The organism is Streptococcus sanguinis SK355 (genome assembly GCF_000212855.1).
Classification (GTDB): domain Bacteria; phylum Bacillota; class Bacilli; order Lactobacillales; family Streptococcaceae; genus Streptococcus; species Streptococcus sanguinis_A.
Genome location: NZ_GL890993.1, coordinates 372432 through 392470, shown reverse-complemented (window position 1 = coordinate 392470; position 20039 = coordinate 372432). Strand labels below are relative to the sequence as shown.

Sequence of the window (20039 nt, the reverse complement as noted above, 5' to 3'; positions counted from 1 at the left end):
TTTTATAGGTTTTTTAAACATCCTGTTTAGAATGGTGATCAGCATCACTTAGCTGCTTTTTCTCTTTCTTCCTTATGAGCAATCAAGCCGTTGGTAAAAATCAATACTGCCAAGAGGAAGAGAAGCACTGTCGTTTGGGGGTAAGTCAGGCTAAACTGGTAGACTTTGGTAATAAACAAAAGGGGCAGAGTAACCACCATCATGATCAGAAAGCTATACCATTTGACTCGGTTACTGACCAGCTCCTGTTCGAAGAGCAGGGGAGCATAAAGACAGGCGATGAGAGCTCCGATAGGAATATCAACATAGTCAGCAGAAAAAATGGTGAAAATACTCAGAGCTGCAAAGAGCCATTTGAGTACATGACGAGAATAGTTGAGCCAATCCATTTTCATTGGATTATCCTCCTTGTTTAGATGATAGTTGGCAGGCAGGAGTTTCTGCCTGTCTTTTCCTTGTGGATTTCCACCTATATTATAACGCTTTAAAAGCAAAAAGCAAGCGGTTACATAAGTGTAGCAAAGCTTTTTCACTAGTTTGAATTATCAGACCTTTCAGTCATCCCTTTTTCTTTCAAAATAGAGACTTTTCCGGTATAATATTAGTCAAAGATAGTCAATGTTAGAGAAGCAAGGAAAGAAGAGATTTATTCTGAAATTCTCAACTGGAAAGGGAAGTCATGGGTGCAAAAAACACATCGGACAGTATTGAAGCATATATCAAGTCTATTCTGGCTCAGGCTGGGATGGTTGAACTGAAACGCAGTGAACTGGCTGATGTTTTTCAGGTGGTTCCCAGTCAGATTAACTATGTTATTAAGACGCGTTTCACGGAAAGTCGGGGCTATATCGTCGAGAGTAAGCGTGGTGGCGGCGGCTATATTCGAATTGGAAAGATTGAATTTTCCGACCAGCATCAGATGCTTTGCGGCCTGTACGACAGTGTGGGAGAGCGTGTCAGCCAGCAGGTTTTTACAGATGTTATTCAGCTTCTTTTTGACGAGAAGATTATGACTGAACGTGAGGGCAATCTAATCTTGTCAACAGCATCGGACTCGATTTTGGGTGATGAAGCTGCGGTGATTCGTGCCCGGATATTAAAAAAGATTTTACAACAACTAGACAGAAAAGGAATGGAATCATAAATGAAATACTCAAAAGCCTTAATAGAAAGCTTGGAAGCAGCCCAGCTCTTGGCCGGCCATTTTACGACAGATTATCTGGAATCATGGCATCTGCTGATTGCTTTGGCTAATAATCCCTACAGTGTTGCTGGTTCAGTTCTCAATGAATTTCCTGTGGAAGTTGATGGATTTGAAGAAGCAGCTTTTCAGATTACTGGTCAGGCTTATCAGAAAGACGGTCACTTCGAGCTGCTGCCTTTTTCTTATCGCTTAGAGGAGCTGTTTGAGGAGGCAGGACAGATTGCAGAAGCTGTTCGCGCTAAGCATGTAGGTACCGAACATGTGCTGCTGGCCATGCTATTTGACCGGGGGACCTTGGCCTCTCGTATTCTGGAATTTACCGGCTTTAGCTACGAGGATAAGGAGCAGGGGCCGAAAATCAGTGATTTGCGTAAGGTCTTGGAGCAGCGAGCTGGCTGGGGCAAGGAAGATATCAAGGCTATCCGCAGTCTGAATAAGGGCGTAATGGCTGCTAAGCAGACCATGGCTAATATGATGGGGATGCCGGCTTCTACCAGCGGGGGGCTGGAAGATTACACTCGTGATCTGACGGAGCTGGCTAGAGATGGCCGATTGGAGCCAGTCATTGGCCGCGATCAGGAAATTTCACGGATAGTTCAGATTCTCAGTCGCAAGACTAAAAACAATCCAGTGCTGGTTGGAGATGCTGGGGTTGGTAAGACTGCTCTAGCCTTGGGACTGGCTCAGCGTGTAGCGGCTGGTCAGGTTCCGGCTGAACTTGCCAAGATGCGGGTTTTGGAGCTGGACTTGATGAATGTAGTCGCTGGCACTCGCTTTCGCGGAGACTTTGAGGAGCGGATGAACAACATCATCAATGACATTGAAGAAGATGGTCATGTCATTCTCTTCATCGATGAGCTACATACTATCATGGGCTCTGGCAGCGGTATTGACTCGACCTTGGATGCGGCCAATATCCTGAAACCGGCTCTGGCTCGCGGAACATTGCGGACAGTTGGTGCTACAACGCAGGAAGAGTACCAGAAACATATTGAAAAAGATGCTGCTCTTTCTCGGCGTTTTGCCAAAGTCAGTATAGAAGAGCCGAATGTGGCTGACAGCATTGCTATTTTACAAGGTTTGAGAAAGAGCTATGAGGACCATCACAAGGTGCAGATCAGTGATCAGGCTATCGAGACAGCGGTCAAATACGCCCATCGCTATCTGACTAGCAAGCACCTGCCAGACTCTGCCATTGATCTTTTGGACGAGGCCAGTGCGACAGTGCAGAATAGAGGACCGCAGAATTATGAGCAGTCAGATTTGACGCCAGTGGATCAAGCCTTGATGGCAGCGGATTTCAAAAAAGTCTCAAAGTTGCTTGAGCAAGAGCAGCAGCCTAAGCTCTATAAACTGAAAGTGGAAGAAGACGATGTTTTGGCAACACTTAGTGGTTTGTCTGGTATTCCTGTGCAGAAGCTGACTCAGACAGATGCTAAGAAATATCTCAATTTGGAAACAGAACTGCATAAACGCGTGATTGGGCAGGATGAGGCGATTTCAGCTATCAGCCGAGCGATCCGACGGAATCAGTCGGGCATCCGCAGCAGCAAGCGGCCAATTGGCTCCTTTATGTTCCTAGGTCCGACAGGAGTCGGAAAGACAGAGCTAGCTAAGGCTTTGGCCGAAAGTCTCTTTGATGACGAATCTGCCCTCATCCGCTTTGATATGAGTGAGTACATGGAGAAATTCGCGGCTAGCCGCCTCAACGGAGCCCCTCCAGGTTATGTAGGCTATGAAGAGGGAGGAGAGCTGACGGAGAAGGTGCGCAACAGACCTTATTCTGTCCTGCTCTTTGACGAGGTGGAAAAGGCGCATCCGGATATTTTCAATGTTCTCCTGCAGGTCTTGGATGATGGTCAGCTGACTGACAGTAAGGGCCGCAAGGTGGACTTCTCCAACACAATTATTATCATGACCAGCAATCTGGGAGCAACCAGTTTGCGGGATGATAAGACGGTGGGCTTTGGTGCGCGTGACATTCGTTTGGACCACGCCAATATGGAAAAACGGATGCTGGAAGAACTCAAGAAAGCATATAGACCAGAGTTTATCAACCGTATAGATGAGAAGGTAGTCTTCCACAGCTTATCTGCAGAAGATATGCAGGAAGTGGTCAAGGTTATGGTCAAACCGCTCATTGCCAGTCTTGCTGAGAAGGGAATTGAGCTGAAGTTTCAGGCTAGTGCTCTTAAGCTGCTGGCTCAGGAAGGCTACGATGTGGAAATGGGTGCACGGCCATTGCGTCGCACTCTTCAGACCCAGGTGGAGGACAAGCTGTCTGAGCTGCTCCTGACAGGTGATTTGGCGGCTGGTCAAACACTTAAGGTCGGGGTTAAGACTGGCCAACTCAAGTTCGAAGTGGCTTAGAAAGCCAAGTCTGCAATGAAAATTTTCGCCTGCGATTAGCCCTTGATTAGATAGATACTCAACAGTTATTTCATCATTCAATGAAACTGGGAATTGAAGGATTGGAGGCTGATATGTCGTTTTTTAAAGATTTATTTGCAGGTAAGCGAGCCAGAGTGAAAAAACCAGAAGAGCGCAAAGCGGCTAGTATCCAGCGCTTGAAAAAGGAGGGGATTCCTTACCTTGAGCATTTGCCGGTCATCGAAAGTGCTGAGCAGGTACGGCCGCGCTCGCTAGAAGAAATTGCGCGTCGGGCTATTACCAGCCTCTTGATTATTCAGGCGGCCTTGGATATCGAAAATAATAATTATAATGAGGAGAGCCGCCAGTGGCTGCAGGATAAACTGCAGCAATACGGGGTGCAGGAAGAGCTGACGCCCAAAGAAAAGGAGGTCTTGGAAGATCGTGCCGACCCGGCAGCTATCATCAATATGGTTTGGAAATACGAGGCCTATTGGTCCCTGATTTGGTACTTAGGTCTAGTAGATACTTTGCCGTTTCCAGATAAGATTTGTGATTGTGATGCTGCTATTGATGCAGTCGCTAGTGCGGTTAACTTTCAGGAATTTCTGGGCAAATGCCAACCGCGCAGCTTAGAAGAGTTACTGGATGAAGATGATTTGATTTATCGTTATCACTGGGCCTGTGTTGATGCTCGGATTCATGACCAGCCAGAACCGGCAGGCCTTGATGAAAGTGTTGTTCTGGAGAGGCGGTCTGGCCTTGACTGGCTGTTGGGGCTGAATACGGCTCAAGACTGGGATGCTGTTGAGCTGCATACCTAGTCCAACTTCTCTTGATTCACTCAATTAGAAAAGGAGGTACCTTTGTCCGCTCGCAAAATGGCTAAAATTGCCATCCTATCGGCTCTATGTGTGGCCTTTCGCTATGCATTTTCCTTTTTGCCCAATGTGCAGCCTATCTCAGCTATCTTTTTCCTGATAGTTATCTTTGAGGATTTGCAGACCTCACTCCTAGTGATGGCTGTGACAATGTTTACATCAGCCTTTCTTTTGGGAATGAGTCCGATCGTCCTCTTTCAGTTGCTGTCCTTTGGACTGATTCTTTGCCTTTGGCGGCTGCTCTATTCTCGGTTAAATCTAGTGGGACAGGGAATAGCAGCAGCTCTCCTATCCTTTGGCTATGGCATTGCCATCGATACACTGACAGCCTTGCTTTACAACTATCACTGGTGGTCTTATGCGATTATCAATGCTTTGACTTTCAATATAGCGCACGGACTGTCGACCTTGTTTTTTTACCCACTCTTGTACCCTATTTTAAGGAGGCTCTATCATGAAAAAAATCTTTAGTTTGCTCACACTTGCTTTTGCCCTTCTCCTTGTTGGTTGCGGCAGCAGCCAGACAAATACTGACAAGAGCTCTAGCTCAGCTGATTCTTCTGTCAAAAAGGAACTGAAAATCAGCATCAGTATTGCGCCAGAAGGTCAGGAAAAGAGCGAGAAAACGGTGGCTGTCGAAGAAGGAAAGACAGCGATGGATGCTTTGAAAAAGGCCTATAAGGTCGAAGAAAAAGATGGTTTTATCACTTCTATTGACGGTCATGCTCAGGATGAAGCAAAGGGCCTCTACTGGATGTTTAAGGTCAACGGAGAAATGGCTCCTAAGGCAGCCAATCAAATCACTGTCAAGGATGGAGACAAGCTGGAATTCTACCAAGAAGTCTATCAGCAATAAATCTTTTATAAAAAGAATCTGATGCTTGGGCATTAGGTTCTTTTTTGTGCCCTTGATACAGTTTTAAAGTGCCTGAAAATATTTTTATAAAATTTTATAAAAAACTGTTTTTTCATTTTTAATTACGAATAGATAAGTAGGAGCGTGTTTCTCATGACAGAAGAAGGAGATTGAGAAACGGAACTTTACTTAAGTAAAAAATTTTTTTGAAAAATCTTGTATAAATGATTGACATAGTAAATTTCCGGTGTTACAATAATGTTACAAAAAGATTTCTAAATATTACAAGGAGACGAAAGATGAAAACACGTACTTATACAAAAATGATGGCAGCTGCAGTTCTGGCTTCTAGTTTTCTTTTAGGGGCATGTGGTAAGAAAGAAGAAAGTACAACAAGAGCTAGTTCTAGCAAGACTGTTCAGACTTCCTCTAGCTCAAAAGCTGCGTCATCCAGCAAGGCCAGCACTTCTCCTAAGGCTAGCAATAGCGCTTCTTCAGAAGGAGCAGTTGGCCAGCCTGGACAAGCCGAAATTCCTGCTAATCAGCAACAGTCTACTGTCGAAGCTCCTCAAGCCCAACAAACGCAACCGCAGCAAGCTTCAGGTCGACAAAATACTCAGTCTCAACCGGCTCAACCAGCCCAAGCACCGGAAAGCAATCGCCAGCTTCAAAATAAGCAGGCAGCTAGCAATGCTCGCTATAAAGGTGTCTTGACTATGGTGGATGGGGATTTCTCAGCGGCTGCTGGTACTTGGAAGGATGCCAATGGAAATACTGTGACTGTATCAGGTAATGGTCAATTCACAGTCCAGTCTGTAGATGGAAAGACTGATAATTATTCTATCGCTTCCTACTCCTATACGCTGGATGATGGGAAATACAATGCGCAGTTAAGCGGGCAAGGCAATGCCAATCTGCAGATTACAACAGGAGCAGATGGCTCAGTAACAAGCGTTGTGGTAACTCAACCTTAAACATAAGGAAAAAGGAAGTCCAATGGGCTTCCTTTCGTTTTTATTTTGGAATTTGCAGGAGTTCTTCGATTTCAGCCAGACTTTCAGCTTGCGAAATAGCACCGCGGAGCTTGGCTGCTCCGGCAGTACCGCGTAGATAATGCGGAGCTAGGCCCCGGAATTCGCGGATGGCTACATATTCTCCTTTGAGATTTACCAAGCGAGAAAGGTGATCGTGAGCGATTTTCATCTTGTCCTCGAAGCTGAGGTCTGGAAGAATTTCGCCGGTTTCAAAGTAGTGGTTGATTTGATTAAAGAGGTAGGGATTTCCCATAGCAGCCCGTCCTACCATGACGGCATCTGCTCCGACTTCTTCAATCCGATGTTTTGCGTCTTGGACGCTACGGATATCACCGTTAGCGATGAAAGGAATCTTAGTCAGAGCTTGGGCTACATCGTGCAGGGTCTCAAGGTCAGCATGACCAGTATACATTTGCTCACGGGTGCGGCCGTGCATAGCCAGGGCAGAGACGCCAGCTGCTTCAGCAGCCAGAGCGTTTTCTACAGCCAGTGAGCTGTCAGACCAGCCAGTCCGCATCTTGACTGTCAGGGGAATATCCAGAACGGATTGGACCTTGTTGATGATTTTATAGATTTTCTCAGGGTCCTTGAGCCATTTAGCCCCAGCTTCGTTTTTGACAATTTTATTGACCGGGCAGCCCATATTGATATCGACAATATCCGTTTTGGTGTTTTCTTGGATAAATTCCGCTGCGCGCGCCAAACTGTCCTCGTCGCTACCGAAAAGCTGGATAGAAACGGGATTTTCTCCCTCATCAATATGGAGCATGTGGAGGGTTTTTTCGTTGTTATACTGGATGCCCTTGTCAGAGACCATTTCCATGACGACCAAGCCTGCTCCTAACTCTTTGGCAATGGTTCGGAAAGCAGAGTTGGTTACGCCGGCCATAGGCGCCAGAACTGTGCGGTTGGGAATTTCAACATTCCCAATCATAAAAGGGGTATTAAGATTTGTCACGAATCAGTTCCTCCAGGTCGTTTTGGTCAAAGTGATAGGCTGTCTGGCAGAATTGGCAGACGATTTCAGCTCCTTGGTCTTGGTCACGCATCTCTTCTAAGTCAGCCTTTGGCAGAGTAGCCAAGGCATTCATGAAGCGCTCTTTGCTACAGTCGCACTGGAAGCGGATTTCCTCTTCAGATAGGCGTTTGTAAGGCTCATCACCATAGATGGCAGCCAGCAGAGCTTCGATGTGGTCATCGGATTCTAACAGCTTGGAAATAGCAGGCATTTCTTGGATTCGCTTCTCAAAGCGGGCAATTTCGGTTTCCTTGGCACCAGGCAGAACTTGGACCAAGAAACCACCGGCAACCTTGACTTTATCATTCTCATCCAAGAGGACATTGAGACCAACTGCGGAAGGTGTTTGCTGGCTTTCGGTCAGGTAGAAGGCTAGGTCTTCGCCGATTTCTCCAGAGATGAGAGGAGTCATGGAGTTGTAAGGATTGCCAGTACCATAGTCTGTGATGACGAGGAATTCTCCTTGGCCGACAAAAGGACCAACTAGAACCTCACCGGTGGCAGTCTTTTTGATATCTACACCGGGATTTTGCACATAGCCTTTGACATTGCCCTCGGTATCTGCCACTGTGATAATCGCGCCTAGTGAGCTGGTCCCAAGGACCTTGACGGTAATCTTGGTCTGGCCTTTTTCATTTGCAGCTAAAATTTGACTGGCAATCAGTGTGCGGCCAAGTGCAACGGTAGAGCTTGCTTGAGTTTGATGTTTTTCTTGAGCGGTCCGAACCGCCTCTGTGCTATCCAGCACATAAGCTCGGAAAGAACCATTTTCTGAGATAGTTTTGATAATTTTGTCCATACCTTTTATTTTAACACAAAATAGAAAAACAAGCGCGCGACTGCGCTTGTTTTTGGGGTTAGGGAGAATTTTAAGACCAAAAATAGTATAATAAAACAAAAAGCAGAGGAGGCTAGCATGAACCAATCTTTGAAAGCGGCAGTCTATGGTTTGGCGGTGGCAGATGCTCTAGGTGTTCCGTATGAATTTTTAATTCGGGGCAGTTTTGAAGCGGTTGGTATGACAGGCTATGGCAGCCATCAGCAGCCGGCTGGAACTTGGTCAGATGATACTAGCCTTGTTTTGGCGACCTGTGATTCTATCAGGGAAAAAGGTAAGATTGACCCTGCCGATATGCAGCAGCGGTTTAAAAAATGGCTATTCGAGGGAGCATACACACCAGATGGTCTGACTTTTGATGTAGGAAATGCGACTCGCGAAGCTTTGACAAGAGGACACGGTCTATCTGATGAATATTCCAATGGAAATGGTTCTTTAATGCGGATTCCGCCCCTAGCCTTTACGGCAGCTGATCCGTCTGATATTGAAGCTGTTTCCAGTATTACACATGCCCATGCGACTTCCGTAGAGGCCTGCCTTCTTTATGTGGATTTTGCTCGTAGGCTCTTAAAAGGCCAGCAACTACCGGAAATACTATCAGACTTAGAGACTAGCAAAACCTACGCTCGTTTGCAAACTTTAGCAGAGCTGACAGAGACTGACATTCGTTCTACTGGCTATGTGGTGGATACCTTGGAAGCAGCACTGTGGTGTCTGCTAACTAGCACTTCTTATCCGGAAACTGTCCTGAAAGCTGTTAATTTGGGCGATGACACTGATACAGTAGCAGCAGTTGCTGGCGGATTGGCTGGTATCATCTATGGTTTGGAAGGGATTCCTGACAACTGGTTAGCCCAGTTGCGCAATAAAGAACTGTTGGAAAGTTGCTTGTTTTAAAGGGATAATCGGAAGACAGGACTGTATTGATCATTTAAAAAGTAAAACAGTAAAAGAGCCATCTAGGCTCTTTTACTTATTCTGTAGTTAATTCTTTCTGGGCTTCCTTGCCTTGGTCCAACAGGGCTTGGATAATCTTTTGATCACGCAGTTTGACAGAGTTGTTGATGGTCTCTGCAGATTGGATAACAGTGGCTTCTAGCAGAGCGCGTTTTTCCCGTCCTTTATCAATAGCTTCGATAATGCCTTGGTTTTGTGCGACAAGGCTTTCTGCCAGCTTAGTGACAGACTCAACAGCGATAGTAGGGCTTTGGGAAATCCGCTCCAGCTGAGGAATGACTTCCTTGCTCGTTTCGGCGAGCATTTGCAGGGCAGCGTTATTCGCATTAGAGATGGCGTCAGCTACCTGACCAGACTTCATGGATTGCTGGAGAATGCCTAACTGGGCGATAGATAGCTTCATAGTTGGAATAGTATTGCGGCGGAGCATTCCAAGTTTTTGGCGCATATCAGAGGAAACCTTGACTAGATTACGCATTTGAGGCGTTGTCGCCCAAGCCACATAGAGACGGCTGACATATTCAGTGTGTTGCTGCTCTAGGGTATTGACCACCTCTGTCATTCGAGCTAATTCTTGCGATTTGACTTGGTAGTCAACGGTTGTCATATCTAACTGAGCAACTTCAGCCTGCAGTTTGAGCGCTCGATTGCCAGATTCTTGCTGAGCAGCTTCGATAAAGGAAATAACTCCAACTAGGTTTTCAATCGATTTGGTATTGTCCTCAATCAGCATTTCAGCAGAAACAATATTGCGAGCCAGAACATCTTCTTGTTTGACGACTGTTGCAGCCATTCCATCCATTTTCTGCTCAATATTTTGTGAGTCGAAATAGAATTCTTGAAGAGTGTTTTTGCTCTGTTTGAAGAGTTTTTCCAGGAAATTAGGCTTTTTGTCCAGTTCTGCTACTTGAGCATCCTTGTATTTTGCGACAAAGCCATTGAGTTCTTTGTTGGTGTTTTTTAAGAGCTCATCTACCTGGGGAATCTGTAATTTTTTCTGCTCGGCTAAGATACGATTGACAGTACCGTTGACCTCTTCTACAGCAGATTGGCCAAAGTCCAGCAAGGCATTTTGGTCCGATACAAAATTATCCACAAGCTGAGGGGCTTTAGCAGTAATCGCACTCTGTTGCTCAGGAGTCAGCTTTTCTAGAAAAGTTAGCTGGCCATTTTCTTGAGTCGTATTGGCTTCGATGATTTCTGTTGTTTTGTCGCTTTTGCTGATAGCATTATTGGCAATTTTATCAATATCAAAATTAAATTCTTGGCTCATAGTTTCTCCTTTGGTTTATATAGATTAAAGGCCGGTGTCTGTTTGCTTTTCTTTATCTAAGATGCGCAGGCTAATGTCAAAGTCCCTCAAATCAGCTTCATTTAACTGACGCAGCGCTTCGTCTAGGTCCAAATCAAACTGCTCAATAGCTGCTTTTGCCTTGGCTAGCCGCTCCTCTGCATTGTAAAAATCTTTGGGAGAAGCTTTGATTTTGAGGTAGCCTTCTAAAATATCTTCGTAGTGTTCCATCTGGGACTGATGAATGGCAGTCAGCTCTTCCTTATTATTGCTTTCGGATTGAGAGATTTTTTGAAGAATGGCCTCATGGTCAATCTGAATATTGCGAACCGTAGCGACCAATTCTGGGGCTAGCTCTTCTAGACTAGTTTTCTCAGGTTGGGCTTCTTTTCGTTTTTTCTCTCGTTCAATCTTTTTCAGCTGTTCATCAATTTCATCGGTGACAGTACGAATTTTGGTCTGGATTCGCTGGTAGACTGAAGTAGGAATTTCTCCGCGTAGGTCGTTAGCAGCATTTTTGATATAGGTTAGCTGGGGAAGAATTTCTAGAGCTAAATTCTGATAGCTTTCTTGGTCCCCATCTTCTTGGTAGCCTTCCAATTCTTTAATGCGGCGGTCAGCATGACCAATTTCTGATTTCAAATCTTCAATCCGGCCAATGCTGGCTTGCTTTGCTTCAATCCGAACTTTTTTCTGGCTTTGGTGGCGATAGATTCCGTAACCAATAGCCCCCAGAATAGCTATGGGAATTAGATAGCTGGCTACAGCTCCAGAACCAAATACAAATACAAGTATCCAAATCCAGCTAAACCATTCTGGTTGCTGATTGGAATCATCATTTCTCCTCGACATGGACGTTTCTCTTTCTTCTCAATGTGATATCTCTATTTTAACATAAAAGCTGGTTTTTGAAGGATAAAGATTGAAATGATTTTATATATTTGCTTAATTCAGAAAGGCATTTTATTCCTCTCAATAAAGTAAGTGTTGTTTATAGAACGAAAGTTTCTTTGTTTCTCTCAAGTATTCAAACAAAAATCGCAGGGGATGCCCTACGATTCTTATGTTATCAGTCCATTTCTGGGAAAAGTTTGGCCAGTATTTTAGGAGTGATGTTTTGTCCTGGCCCCTCAGCACAATAGGTGTGCATATACATAGAGGGGTTGAAGTTGAGCTCGATGCAGGTGCAGTTAGGATTTTCCTCTGTGGAAATAGCAGAGCTGTCAGGGATGATAAGGTCAACGCCACAGGCCCAGGCTCCCATAGCCTTTGCCATGTCCGCAGCGAGTTCCTTATAAGATGGGTGCATGCTGTCTGTGACATCGATAGAGTCTCCGCCAGTAGAAATGTTGGAATTGCGCCGCAAGTCAACCTTGACTCCAGTAGGCAGGATATCATCTGGTCCATAGCCTTGCTGGTCCAGCATGAGCAGTTCAATGTCCCCCAGTTCAATGATTTCAAGCGGTGAACGATGATCTCGGCCCCGCAGAGGATTGTCATTTTTGATGGCCACCAATTCTCTCACGGTATGCTGACCGTCTCCGACGACATTGGCCGCCACTCGCAAGAGGACTGCTTGGCACTGACCGTCTAAGATAAAGAAGCGGTACTCCGTTCCAGCGATAAATTCCTCCACTAAGACAGCAGCGTCTTCTGAAAAAGCAATCTCCAAAGCCTTGCTATAAGCTTCCAGGCTAGCTGGTTCTTGGAAGATAGAGATGCCCAGTCCGAAGTTGGTTGACTTGGGTTTGACGACAATTTGTTGGTCCTTAACCAAAGGATAGTAGGCCAGTCCATCCTCTAGGGAAGAAAATTCTGCTCCAGCTGGAACGGGAAAGTCAGCTGCTGCCAAAATCTTTTTGGTGACTGTTTTATTGGCCATAGCCAGAGGGATGACATAGTTATCCTTGGAGGTCATGTTGCCGTTCTTGACATATTCTACATGGTGACCATGCCAAAGCTTGAGAAATTGATCGTTTTCATCTAAGATGTAGACATTCAGTCCCTTCTGAATAGCATCAAAGAGCAGCATCTGAGTGGATAATTCCATATTTTCATAGCCTTTGAGGGCATAAGGAGCAGTCCAAGCGTAGCGGTGATACTCCTCCGCTTTGTCTAGTCCAAAGGCTATTAAGGAATCCTGATGAATATGAGGCAGGAGCTGACCAGATAGGGTTAGCTGAGGATTTAGTAGTGCTTCCTTAAGCTGCTCAAGCAAGTTTTGGTAGTAAGTTGGCAGTTCAAAATGCTGGATGAGCTCTTCCATGGCTTGGAGAATTGCTGAGCTGTCTGCCTCATCTGGCAGGGCAGTCAGCGGGTGGCTGCAAGCAATTTTTTGGTTCAAGTCATGGGCAGCTTTTAATACTACATCAACATTTTCTACATCATCTAGCCAGAGCAGGCTCAGTAAAAAGAAATGGACAGTATCTAAGGTCTCTTGGCTAATGCCTAAATGGTCAAAAGGATTGAGGTCAAAGCAGCGAAATTCCAGATAGGTGATACCCTGCTCCAGATAGGCGCGATTATGTTTCTGTCCACGGAAGCGAACGGCTGAGTAAAATTCTTTTTCAGCGCTGAGCTCGCCTGACTGAACGTAGTTTTCAATATCGGTTACATATTGCTCCAAAGAAGCGTAAGAAACTTTAATGTTCTCGTCATTGACATAGCCATAGTCGCTGTTACGAAAAGAGCGGATAGGCTGGGAAATTTCCTGACTGTAGAAGCCAGCTTCTGCCAAAGGGGCTGCCCCGTAGAGATAGGTTAAAATCCAGCGGAAACGCAGAAAATTTTGAGCTAGCTTGAGATAGAGGTCATTTTTAAAGTCCTTGAGTGAATGGTAGGAGCTAGCTTGAAAGAGAGCAGTGACCAGATCTTTTCCTAGCTCCATGTTGTAGTGGATGCCGGAGATGGCCTGTAGTTTTTTGCTATATTTTTTCGCTAAACCCTCTCGGTAGTGGCGTTCGTATTCGTTTTCCAAACGGGCGATGATAATCTCTTCTTCAGTCAGCTGCGGTGGCATAGACAGGGGCCAGAGGCGTTCACTCTGCTCAATCGAGCGGCCAGCCACATCGCTGATAGCTCCCAGTAAGCGTCGCGCTTCCTTAGTCGAGTGAGCAATAGGTGTAATTAGTTCCAGTTGTTGCTCGCTGAAGTCTGTTTGGATGGTCGGGTGGAAATTGCGGGAACCAAGCTGACTCGGATGAGCAGTTTGAGCTAAGTGCCCGTCAGCTGTCACTCGCAGATTTTCTCTCTCCAGACCAAAGGTCGCTTGGAGAATGGGGCTTGCTGTATCCAGTTTCTGCAGTAATTGATTAATCGTCATCGTTTCACCGTCCTATGCTAGTAATTTTAGTCTATTACAAACGGAAAAAGAAAACAAATTTCCGCTACGATTTTACAAAAATTCCGAACTTTTGTTTTTAATAAACTGCTAAATTTCAGAAAATACAGATTTTGTGAAAATTTAATTCGTTTTCAAAAGGGAAAAAGCAAATCAAGAATGGATCCCATCTTGAAAAATTGTTAAATTTTTCATATAATGAGGTATAAAACATAATCGCAGGTGAGATTCCTGCCTGCTTTTCAAGAAAGGAAGAGCTGCTTCAGCTCAGACAAAATTATGACATCAGTAGTTGTTGTAGGAACCCAGTGGGGAGATGAAGGAAAAGGGAAGATTACAGACTTCCTTTCAGCCAATGCCGAAGTGATTGCTCGCTATCAGGGCGGTGACAATGCCGGCCACACTATCGTGATTGACGGCAAGAAGTACAAGCTGCACCTGATTCCGTCAGGGATTTTCTTCCCAGAAAAAATCTCTGTCATTGGAAATGGAATGGTGGTCAATCCCAAATCTCTGGTCAAAGAATTGAACTACCTGCATGAAGAGGGTGTGACGACGGATAACCTTCGTATCTCTGATCGAGCGCATGTCATCCTGCCTTACCATATCGAGCTGGATCGTCTGCAGGAAGAAGCAAAAGGTGACAATAAAATCGGGACGACAATCAAGGGAATCGGCCCTGCCTATATGGACAAGGCTGCTCGTGTCGGTATCCGCATCGCTGACCTTTTGGATAAAGATATTTTCAGAGAGCGCTTGGAGCGAAATCTAGCTGAGAAAAACCGCCTCTTTGAGAAATTGTACGATAGTACAGCAATCAACTTTGATGATATTTTTGAAGAATACTATGAATATGGACAGCAAATCAAGCAGTATGTGACTGACACTTCTGTTATCCTAAACGATGCGCTGGATCAAGGCAAGCGAGTGCTCTTTGAAGGGGCTCAAGGGGTTATGCTGGATATTGACCAAGGGACTTATCCATTTGTAACTTCTTCTAATCCAGTTGCAGGGGGAGTCACCATCGGTTCCGGTGTTGGTCCGAGCAAAATTGACAAGGTAGTCGGTGTCTGCAAGGCCTACACCAGTCGGGTCGGAGATGGACCATTCCCGACAGAGCTTTTCGATGAAGTTGGTGACCGCATTCGTGATATCGGCCACGAATATGGCACCACCACCGGTCGTCCGCGTCGGGTAGGCTGGTTTGACTCTGTTGTCATGCGCCATAGCCGCCGTGTATCAGGGATTACCAATCTTTCGCTTAACTCCATCGATGTTTTGAGCGGTCTGGATACAGTGAAAATCTGTGTAGCCTATGACTTGGATGGGCAGCGAATTGACCATTACCCAGCTAGTCTGGAACAGCTCAAGCGCTGCAAGCCGATTTACGAAGAGCTGCCAGGCTGGTCAGAGGACATCACCGGTGTCCGCAGTCTGGAAGAATTGCCAGAAAATGCCCGCAACTATGTTCGCCGAGTGAGTGAGTTGGTTGGTGTTCGCATTTCAACCTTCTCAGTTGGTCCTGGCCGCGAGCAGACCAATATCTTGGAAAGCGTCTGGTCTAATTTATAAAAAAGTCAGCACAAGGAAATTGCTTCTTGTGCTTTTTTGTAAGAAAACTTTATCTTAAGATTCATTTAAGATATATATTTTATACTAATGACATAAACAAAGACCTCCTAACTTTGTTTAAAAATCCTAAACTTTTTTCATAATAATCTCCTGAAAGTCACCCCAGTGGTGGCTTTTACTTTTTCTGAGAAGTGCGGCTGGCTTGTGGTATAATGAGATAGACGACTATAGAATTAGAAAGACAATGATGAATTATACGATTGAAGAAAAAGAAGATTTTATGCGAGAAGCTTTGAAGGAAGCCGAGATTGCTCTGGCTCATGATGAAATTCCCATCGGCTGTGTCTTGGTTAAAGAAGGTAAGATTATCGGCCGCGGCCACAATGCACGTGAGGAGCTGCAGCGGGCTGTTATGCATGCGGAAATAATGGCTATTGAAGAGGCGAATCGGCATGAAAATAGCTGGCGCTTGCTGGATACAACGCTTTTTGTGACCATTGAGCCATGTGTCATGTGCAGCGGAGCAATCGGTCTAGCACGCATTCCTCACGTTGTCTATGGCGCAGCAAATCAAAAGTTTGGAGCAGCTGGAAGCCTTTATGATATTTTGACAGATGAGCGACTTAACCACCGAGTAGAGGTGGAAACAGGTGTTCTCCAAGAAGAGTGTGCTCAAATCATGCAAGATTTTTTTAGAAATCGTCGCCAAAAGTAAAAAAATGTGATATACTATTCATGGAGCAACAGTTTTGCGTGAAGCGGGTCAGGGGAGGAATCCAGCAGCCCTAAGCGATGTAAACTGTGTGCTCTTTTCTATTGCTCTTAATGAATCAAGCCTGCAAGGCGCAGATGAATTTTAGAGCAATGGATGCAGTTTTCCCATAAGGGAAAAATCTGTAAACCTTATAAAGATTCTTAACGAATCAACTCCGAAGGAGGAAGATGAGTTTAGAGACATTGACGCAGTTTGAGCAAAGCGAGAACTAGGTTCCAATGTTGAATGAATCAAGCCTGAAAGGCGCAGATGAATATTGGAGCAGTGAATCTAGTTCGAACGGACCTGAAATGAATTCAGATGGCATCCAATCTTAAGGAGCGTATTGCTTTTCTTGTCAATCAAAAATATTCTGCTCAATAGGCCTAAAATTTGTTGACTTACGCAAACGATTGCTTTCAGATGGTTGCTAGCTTTAGCCTATTTATAAAAAAATAAATTGGAAACGCTTTAAAACAATAAATTACTTGCTAAATAAGTATGAAAGCGATATGATAGAGTGGAATAAAAAATGGAGGAATATCATGTCACATATTAATTTTGATTATTCAAAAGTTTTAGATAAATTTGTTGCCCCACATGAAGTGGAATACATGCAAGCACAAGTAACAGCAGCAGATGAATTGATCCGTAAAGGAACTGGTGCTGGTAGCGACTTTTTGGGTTGGTTGGACCTTCCTGAAAACTACGACCGTGAAGAATTCGACCGCATCTTGAAGGCTGCTGAGCAAATCAAATCAGACAGCGATGTTTTGGTTGTTATCGGTATCGGTGGCTCTTACCTTGGTGCCAAAGCAGCTATCGACTTTTTGAACCACCACTTTGCAAACTTGCAAACAAAAGAAGAGCGCAAAGCGCCACAAATCCTTTACGCTGGAAACTCAATTTCATCTACTTATCTTGCTGACCTGGTAGAGTATGTAGCAGACAAAGATTTCTCAGTAAACGTGATTTCTAAATCAGGTACAACAACTGAACCAGCTATCGCTTTCCGTGTCTTCAAAGAACTCTTGGTTAAGAAATACGGTCAAGAAGAAGCCAACAAACGTATCTATGCAACAACTGACCGCCAAAAAGGTGCTGTTAAGGTTGAAGCAGATGCCAACGGTTGGGAAACATTTGTGGTTCCAGATGACATCGGTGGACGTTTCTCAGTCTTGACAGCAGTTGGTTTGCTTCCAATCGCTGCATCAGGTGCTGACATCAAAGCCCTTATGGAAGGTGCAAATGCAGCTCGTAAAGACTACACTTCAGACAAACTTTCAGAAAATGAAGCTTACCAATACGCAGCCGTTCGTAACATCCTTTACCGTAAAGGCTATGCAACTGAAATCTTGGTAAACTACGAACCATCACTTCAGTACTTCTCAGAATGGTGGAAACAATTGGCTGGTGAATCAGAAGGGAAAGACCAAAAAGGGATCTACCCAACTTCAGCTAACTTCTCAACTGACTTGCACTCACTTGGTCAATTTATCCAAGAAGGAACTCGTATCATGTTTGAAACAGTTGTCCGTGTTGACAAACCACGCAAGAACGTGATTATCCCTAGCTTGGAAGAAGATCTTGACGGACTTGGTTACCTTCAAGGAAAGGATGTTGACTTTGTAAACAAAAAAGCGACTGACGGTGTTCTTCTTGCCCACACAGATGGTGACGTACCAAATATGTATGTGACTCTTCCAGAGCAAGATGCTTTCACTCTTGGCTACACTATCTACTTCTTCGAATTGGCCATTGCCCTCTCAGGTTACTTGAATGCCATCAACCCATTTGACCAACCAGGTGTTGAAGCCTACAAACGCAACATGTTTGCCCTCCTTGGAAAACCAGGATTTGAAGAATTGAGTAAAGAATTGAATGCACGTTTGTAATACGAAACGCAGCCTCCCTTAGGGGAGGTTTTTTGATTGGAAGAATAATTTATGTTATAATATTGTAAAATTTGTCATTGTTTTTCAATGTTTTCGCAATATGACAAATCAACAAAATTTATAAGGAGAAAAGCATGCCAGAAAAAGACGGTCAAGGTCAAGCGCAAGGGGCTTGGCAAGTCAATCAAACTAGCCAGCCAATGCAAGGGAATTTCCAGCAGATGCAACCACAAGGAGTGCCTGAACAGAAGGGAAATATCGGAAAAATTATAGGACTTTCAGCTTTTGCTCTCATAATTGGTCTTTTGATTGGCAGCGGTTCAGCTTATTTTATGGGCAAGCAAGCGCAGACAAATAAGGATATGCAAAGAATTAAACGTTTGAGCAAAGCTCAGGAAGAAGCTAAAGAAAATGGCGATAGCTTTACTACAAATGAACAGTCTGTTCAGTTTAATTGGACCTTGAAAGACTTGGGACGATTGAGCTATACAAATGATGACGGATTAGGCCTGACGGCTGATCAAATCGTTGAAGCCTATGGCTTGGCTAGTTCAGCAGAATATGATCGCAATCGTCTGTTACTCCGATGGGGCCCCTCTGTCAGGGACAAGGAGCAAAATATTTCTTTTCAATTTGATGAAGTTGACCAGAACTACTATCTGAGGCAAGTGGTAGTTGGAGATTCTTTTAAAGAATATAGAAAAGGGAAGGAAACGACAGATTGGAGCGTATTATCTCCCAAAGACCTTGAACGTTTGAAAAAAGGAGACAAGGAAACCGGTGAAGGAGGAACAGCTTTATCAGAGGTTCTGAAGAAGCATCCTGTTCCGTCAGAAATTGTCATCACAACCGAACGTGACGTAGATAATAAAATTATCTCTAACCGTCTGATTGCTGAGGTGACTTATAAAACAGAAGATGGTTATGAATACCTATTGTTTGTAGGCCAGCCAGATGGAAATTTCTTATATATAAAGTCAGAGGAAATGTAAGTTTTAGTTATTTAGTTTATCTTTTGTGACTGACTGCTTTCAAAGCATTTCGTTATTAAAAGAGAACTGATAAGACTATTGGAAAAAACAAGAAAGAGGAAAGAAGATTGACAGAACAGCAAACACAGCATTCTTTTGAGCCTTCAAAGAATGCTCAGTCGCAAGAGGGATTCCCGCATCATTTTCAACCTCAGCAAGGCCATGTTTCAAGTCCGCAGGGACCGACTCTGCCTTTGGCTAAGAAGAAATCTTGGAAAGGAATCCTAATAGGTGCAGCCCTGCTCTCTATTGGTCTTGGACTAATCGGAGGTGGAATCTGGGGCTATGGTATAGGAGTGGCGGATGTCATCAAAGGGGAATATCCTGTGCTGCATCCTTTGGCTGATGCCGGAGCATCAAAGAGAGATCAATCAGATCAGTACATTGACCCAGATACTACTGAGTTCAAGTGGGATATTGATAGTTTGTCAGAGTTACGGTTCAATACTATTCAGACAGATACGAATGGTACTTCTGTGGAAGATATTCTTGATAAGCATGGCAAGGCCTTAAAAGAGGAGATCTCTAGCAAGAGTCTTGATTTGGAGTGGGGAACGTTTCAAACTTCTGACGATGAGGAAGAGTGGCCAATTTATTATACAGATCAAACCGCTTCTCTGCATTTCGAGAAGAAAAAAGATGGTTTCTATCTGAATACCCTTCATATCTACAATATTCGCTTTGAAGGAAGCAAGCATAATGCTGAGGACGAAGCGATGGCGGCTGATTACTTTGAAAAATTGAAAAAAGGCGATGCAAAGACTGGTAAGGATGGCATTTCCTATAAGGAAGTTTTTAAGGAATATGGCAGTCCGAGGAGTATCTCTATTCGTGTAGATGAAGATTTCAGTGAGGATACTAGTCAAACCATTATGGAGGTGGCTTATGACGCTCCTAATGATGGTACTTATAGGTTGTTCTTCGTTCAGCAGGAGGAAGGAAACTATCTTTTGTCCACTACTGCCAATAAATAAAACAGAACTCAAATAATAAAAGGA

At 44.4% G+C, this 20039-nt stretch carries 18 protein-coding genes and 1 other RNA gene; 13 read left to right on the top strand and 6 right to left on the bottom strand.

The features are described 5' to 3' along the window. Positions 1 to 44 precede the first annotated feature (44 nt). Positions 45 to 533, bottom strand: coding sequence for a hypothetical protein (locus tag HMPREF9389_RS0111220; protein WP_002928237.1), 489 nt, complete (start codon positions 531 to 533; stop codon positions 45 to 47). Between the two features lie 146 nt (positions 534 to 679). Here HMPREF9389_RS0111220 and HMPREF9389_RS09355 point away from each other — a divergent pair, with 146 nt between their 5' ends. The 6 genes from HMPREF9389_RS09355 to HMPREF9389_RS09380 all read left to right on the top strand — a co-directional run bounded on the left by HMPREF9389_RS09355 (position 680) and on the right by HMPREF9389_RS09380 (position 6285). Next, positions 680 to 1144: a CtsR family transcriptional regulator gene (locus HMPREF9389_RS09355; RefSeq protein ID WP_002928235.1), complete on the top strand. Its 465-nt coding sequence runs from the start codon at positions 680 to 682 to the stop codon at positions 1142 to 1144. Next, on the top strand, positions 1145 to 3574 hold the full coding sequence (locus tag HMPREF9389_RS09360; RefSeq protein ID WP_002928234.1) for an ATP-dependent Clp protease ATP-binding subunit: 2430 nt from the start codon (positions 1145 to 1147) through the stop codon (positions 3572 to 3574). Between the two features lie 80 nt (positions 3575 to 3654). Continuing rightward, positions 3655 to 4398 (top strand): DUF4272 domain-containing protein, encoded by a 744-nt coding sequence (locus HMPREF9389_RS09365; RefSeq protein WP_002928233.1) that lies wholly within the window; start codon positions 3655 to 3657, stop codon positions 4396 to 4398. 42 nt (positions 4399 to 4440) lie between these two features. Beyond that, positions 4441 to 4926 carry a hypothetical protein gene (locus HMPREF9389_RS09370; RefSeq protein WP_002928232.1) on the top strand — a complete coding sequence of 162 codons (486 nt, stop codon included), beginning with the start codon at positions 4441 to 4443 and terminating at the stop codon, positions 4924 to 4926. Next, positions 4910 to 5311 carry a DUF4430 domain-containing protein gene (locus HMPREF9389_RS09375; RefSeq protein ID WP_002911498.1) on the top strand — a complete coding sequence of 134 codons (402 nt, stop codon included), beginning with the start codon at positions 4910 to 4912 and terminating at the stop codon, positions 5309 to 5311. Before HMPREF9389_RS09370 ends, HMPREF9389_RS09375 begins: the two co-directional genes overlap by 17 nt. A 224-nt stretch (positions 5312 to 5535) precedes the next feature. Continuing rightward, positions 5536 to 6285, top strand: coding sequence for a DUF6287 domain-containing protein (locus HMPREF9389_RS09380; RefSeq protein ID WP_002928231.1), 750 nt, complete (start codon positions 5536 to 5538; stop codon positions 6283 to 6285). 40 nt (positions 6286 to 6325) lie between these two features. On the opposite strand, the gene dusB is transcribed toward HMPREF9389_RS09380, so the two are convergent. Further along, a complete protein-coding gene (gene dusB / locus HMPREF9389_RS09385) occupies positions 6326 to 7303 on the bottom strand; it encodes a tRNA dihydrouridine synthase DusB (RefSeq protein ID WP_002928230.1) in 978 nt (325 codons plus the stop codon). Then, positions 7290 to 8162, bottom strand: a complete 873-nt coding sequence (gene hslO / locus HMPREF9389_RS09390; protein WP_032906204.1) for an Hsp33 family molecular chaperone HslO — start codon at positions 8160 to 8162, stop codon at positions 7290 to 7292. Before hslO ends, dusB begins: the two co-directional genes overlap by 14 nt. A 117-nt stretch (positions 8163 to 8279) precedes the next feature. Here hslO and HMPREF9389_RS09395 point away from each other — a divergent pair, with 117 nt between their 5' ends. After that, entirely contained in the window at positions 8280 to 9098 is an 819-nt protein-coding gene (locus HMPREF9389_RS09395; protein ID WP_002928224.1) for an ADP-ribosylglycohydrolase family protein, read from the top strand. A 76-nt stretch (positions 9099 to 9174) separates the two neighbouring features. Here the strand turns inward: HMPREF9389_RS09395 and HMPREF9389_RS09400 are convergent, their stop codons facing one another. The 3 genes from HMPREF9389_RS09400 to gshAB all read right to left on the bottom strand — a co-directional run bounded on the left by HMPREF9389_RS09400 (position 9175) and on the right by gshAB (position 13771). Then, the gene (locus HMPREF9389_RS09400) at positions 9175 to 10431 is read right to left on the bottom strand and encodes a toxic anion resistance protein (RefSeq protein ID WP_002907849.1); all 1257 of its coding nucleotides are present in this window, start codon (positions 10429 to 10431) and stop codon (positions 9175 to 9177) included. A gap of 24 nt (positions 10432 to 10455) precedes the next feature. Beyond that, a complete protein-coding gene (locus HMPREF9389_RS09405; protein ID WP_002928219.1) occupies positions 10456 to 11301 on the bottom strand; it encodes a hypothetical protein in 846 nt (281 codons plus the stop codon). Positions 11302 to 11518: 217 nt separating this feature from the next. Next, the gene (gene gshAB, locus HMPREF9389_RS09410) at positions 11519 to 13771 is read right to left on the bottom strand and encodes a bifunctional glutamate--cysteine ligase GshA/glutathione synthetase GshB (RefSeq protein WP_002928217.1); all 2253 of its coding nucleotides are present in this window, start codon (positions 13769 to 13771) and stop codon (positions 11519 to 11521) included. Between the two features lie 297 nt (positions 13772 to 14068). Between gshAB and HMPREF9389_RS09415 the strand changes: the two genes are divergently transcribed. The 6 genes from HMPREF9389_RS09415 (at position 14069) to HMPREF9389_RS09435 (ending at position 20015) form a co-directional block, all read left to right on the top strand. Next, complete coding sequence (locus HMPREF9389_RS09415) at positions 14069 to 15361, top strand: adenylosuccinate synthase (protein WP_002928215.1); 1293 nt, start codon at positions 14069 to 14071, stop codon at positions 15359 to 15361. A gap of 244 nt (positions 15362 to 15605) precedes the next feature. Further along, on the top strand, positions 15606 to 16076 hold the full coding sequence (gene tadA / locus HMPREF9389_RS09420; protein WP_002928214.1) for a tRNA adenosine(34) deaminase TadA: 471 nt from the start codon (positions 15606 to 15608) through the stop codon (positions 16074 to 16076). Between the two features lie 12 nt (positions 16077 to 16088). Continuing rightward, an RNA gene (gene ffs, locus HMPREF9389_RS11535) (signal recognition particle sRNA small type) lies at positions 16089 to 16186 on the top strand. Between the two features lie 474 nt (positions 16187 to 16660). After that, positions 16661 to 18010: a glucose-6-phosphate isomerase gene (locus HMPREF9389_RS09425; protein ID WP_032906201.1), complete on the top strand. Its 1350-nt coding sequence runs from the start codon at positions 16661 to 16663 to the stop codon at positions 18008 to 18010. A 134-nt stretch (positions 18011 to 18144) separates the two neighbouring features. After that, positions 18145 to 19002, top strand: a complete 858-nt coding sequence (locus HMPREF9389_RS09430; protein WP_002928210.1) for a hypothetical protein — start codon at positions 18145 to 18147, stop codon at positions 19000 to 19002. A gap of 107 nt (positions 19003 to 19109) precedes the next feature. Beyond that, entirely contained in the window at positions 19110 to 20015 is a 906-nt protein-coding gene (locus tag HMPREF9389_RS09435) for a hypothetical protein (RefSeq protein WP_002928208.1), read from the top strand. Positions 20016 to 20039 lie beyond the last annotated feature (24 nt).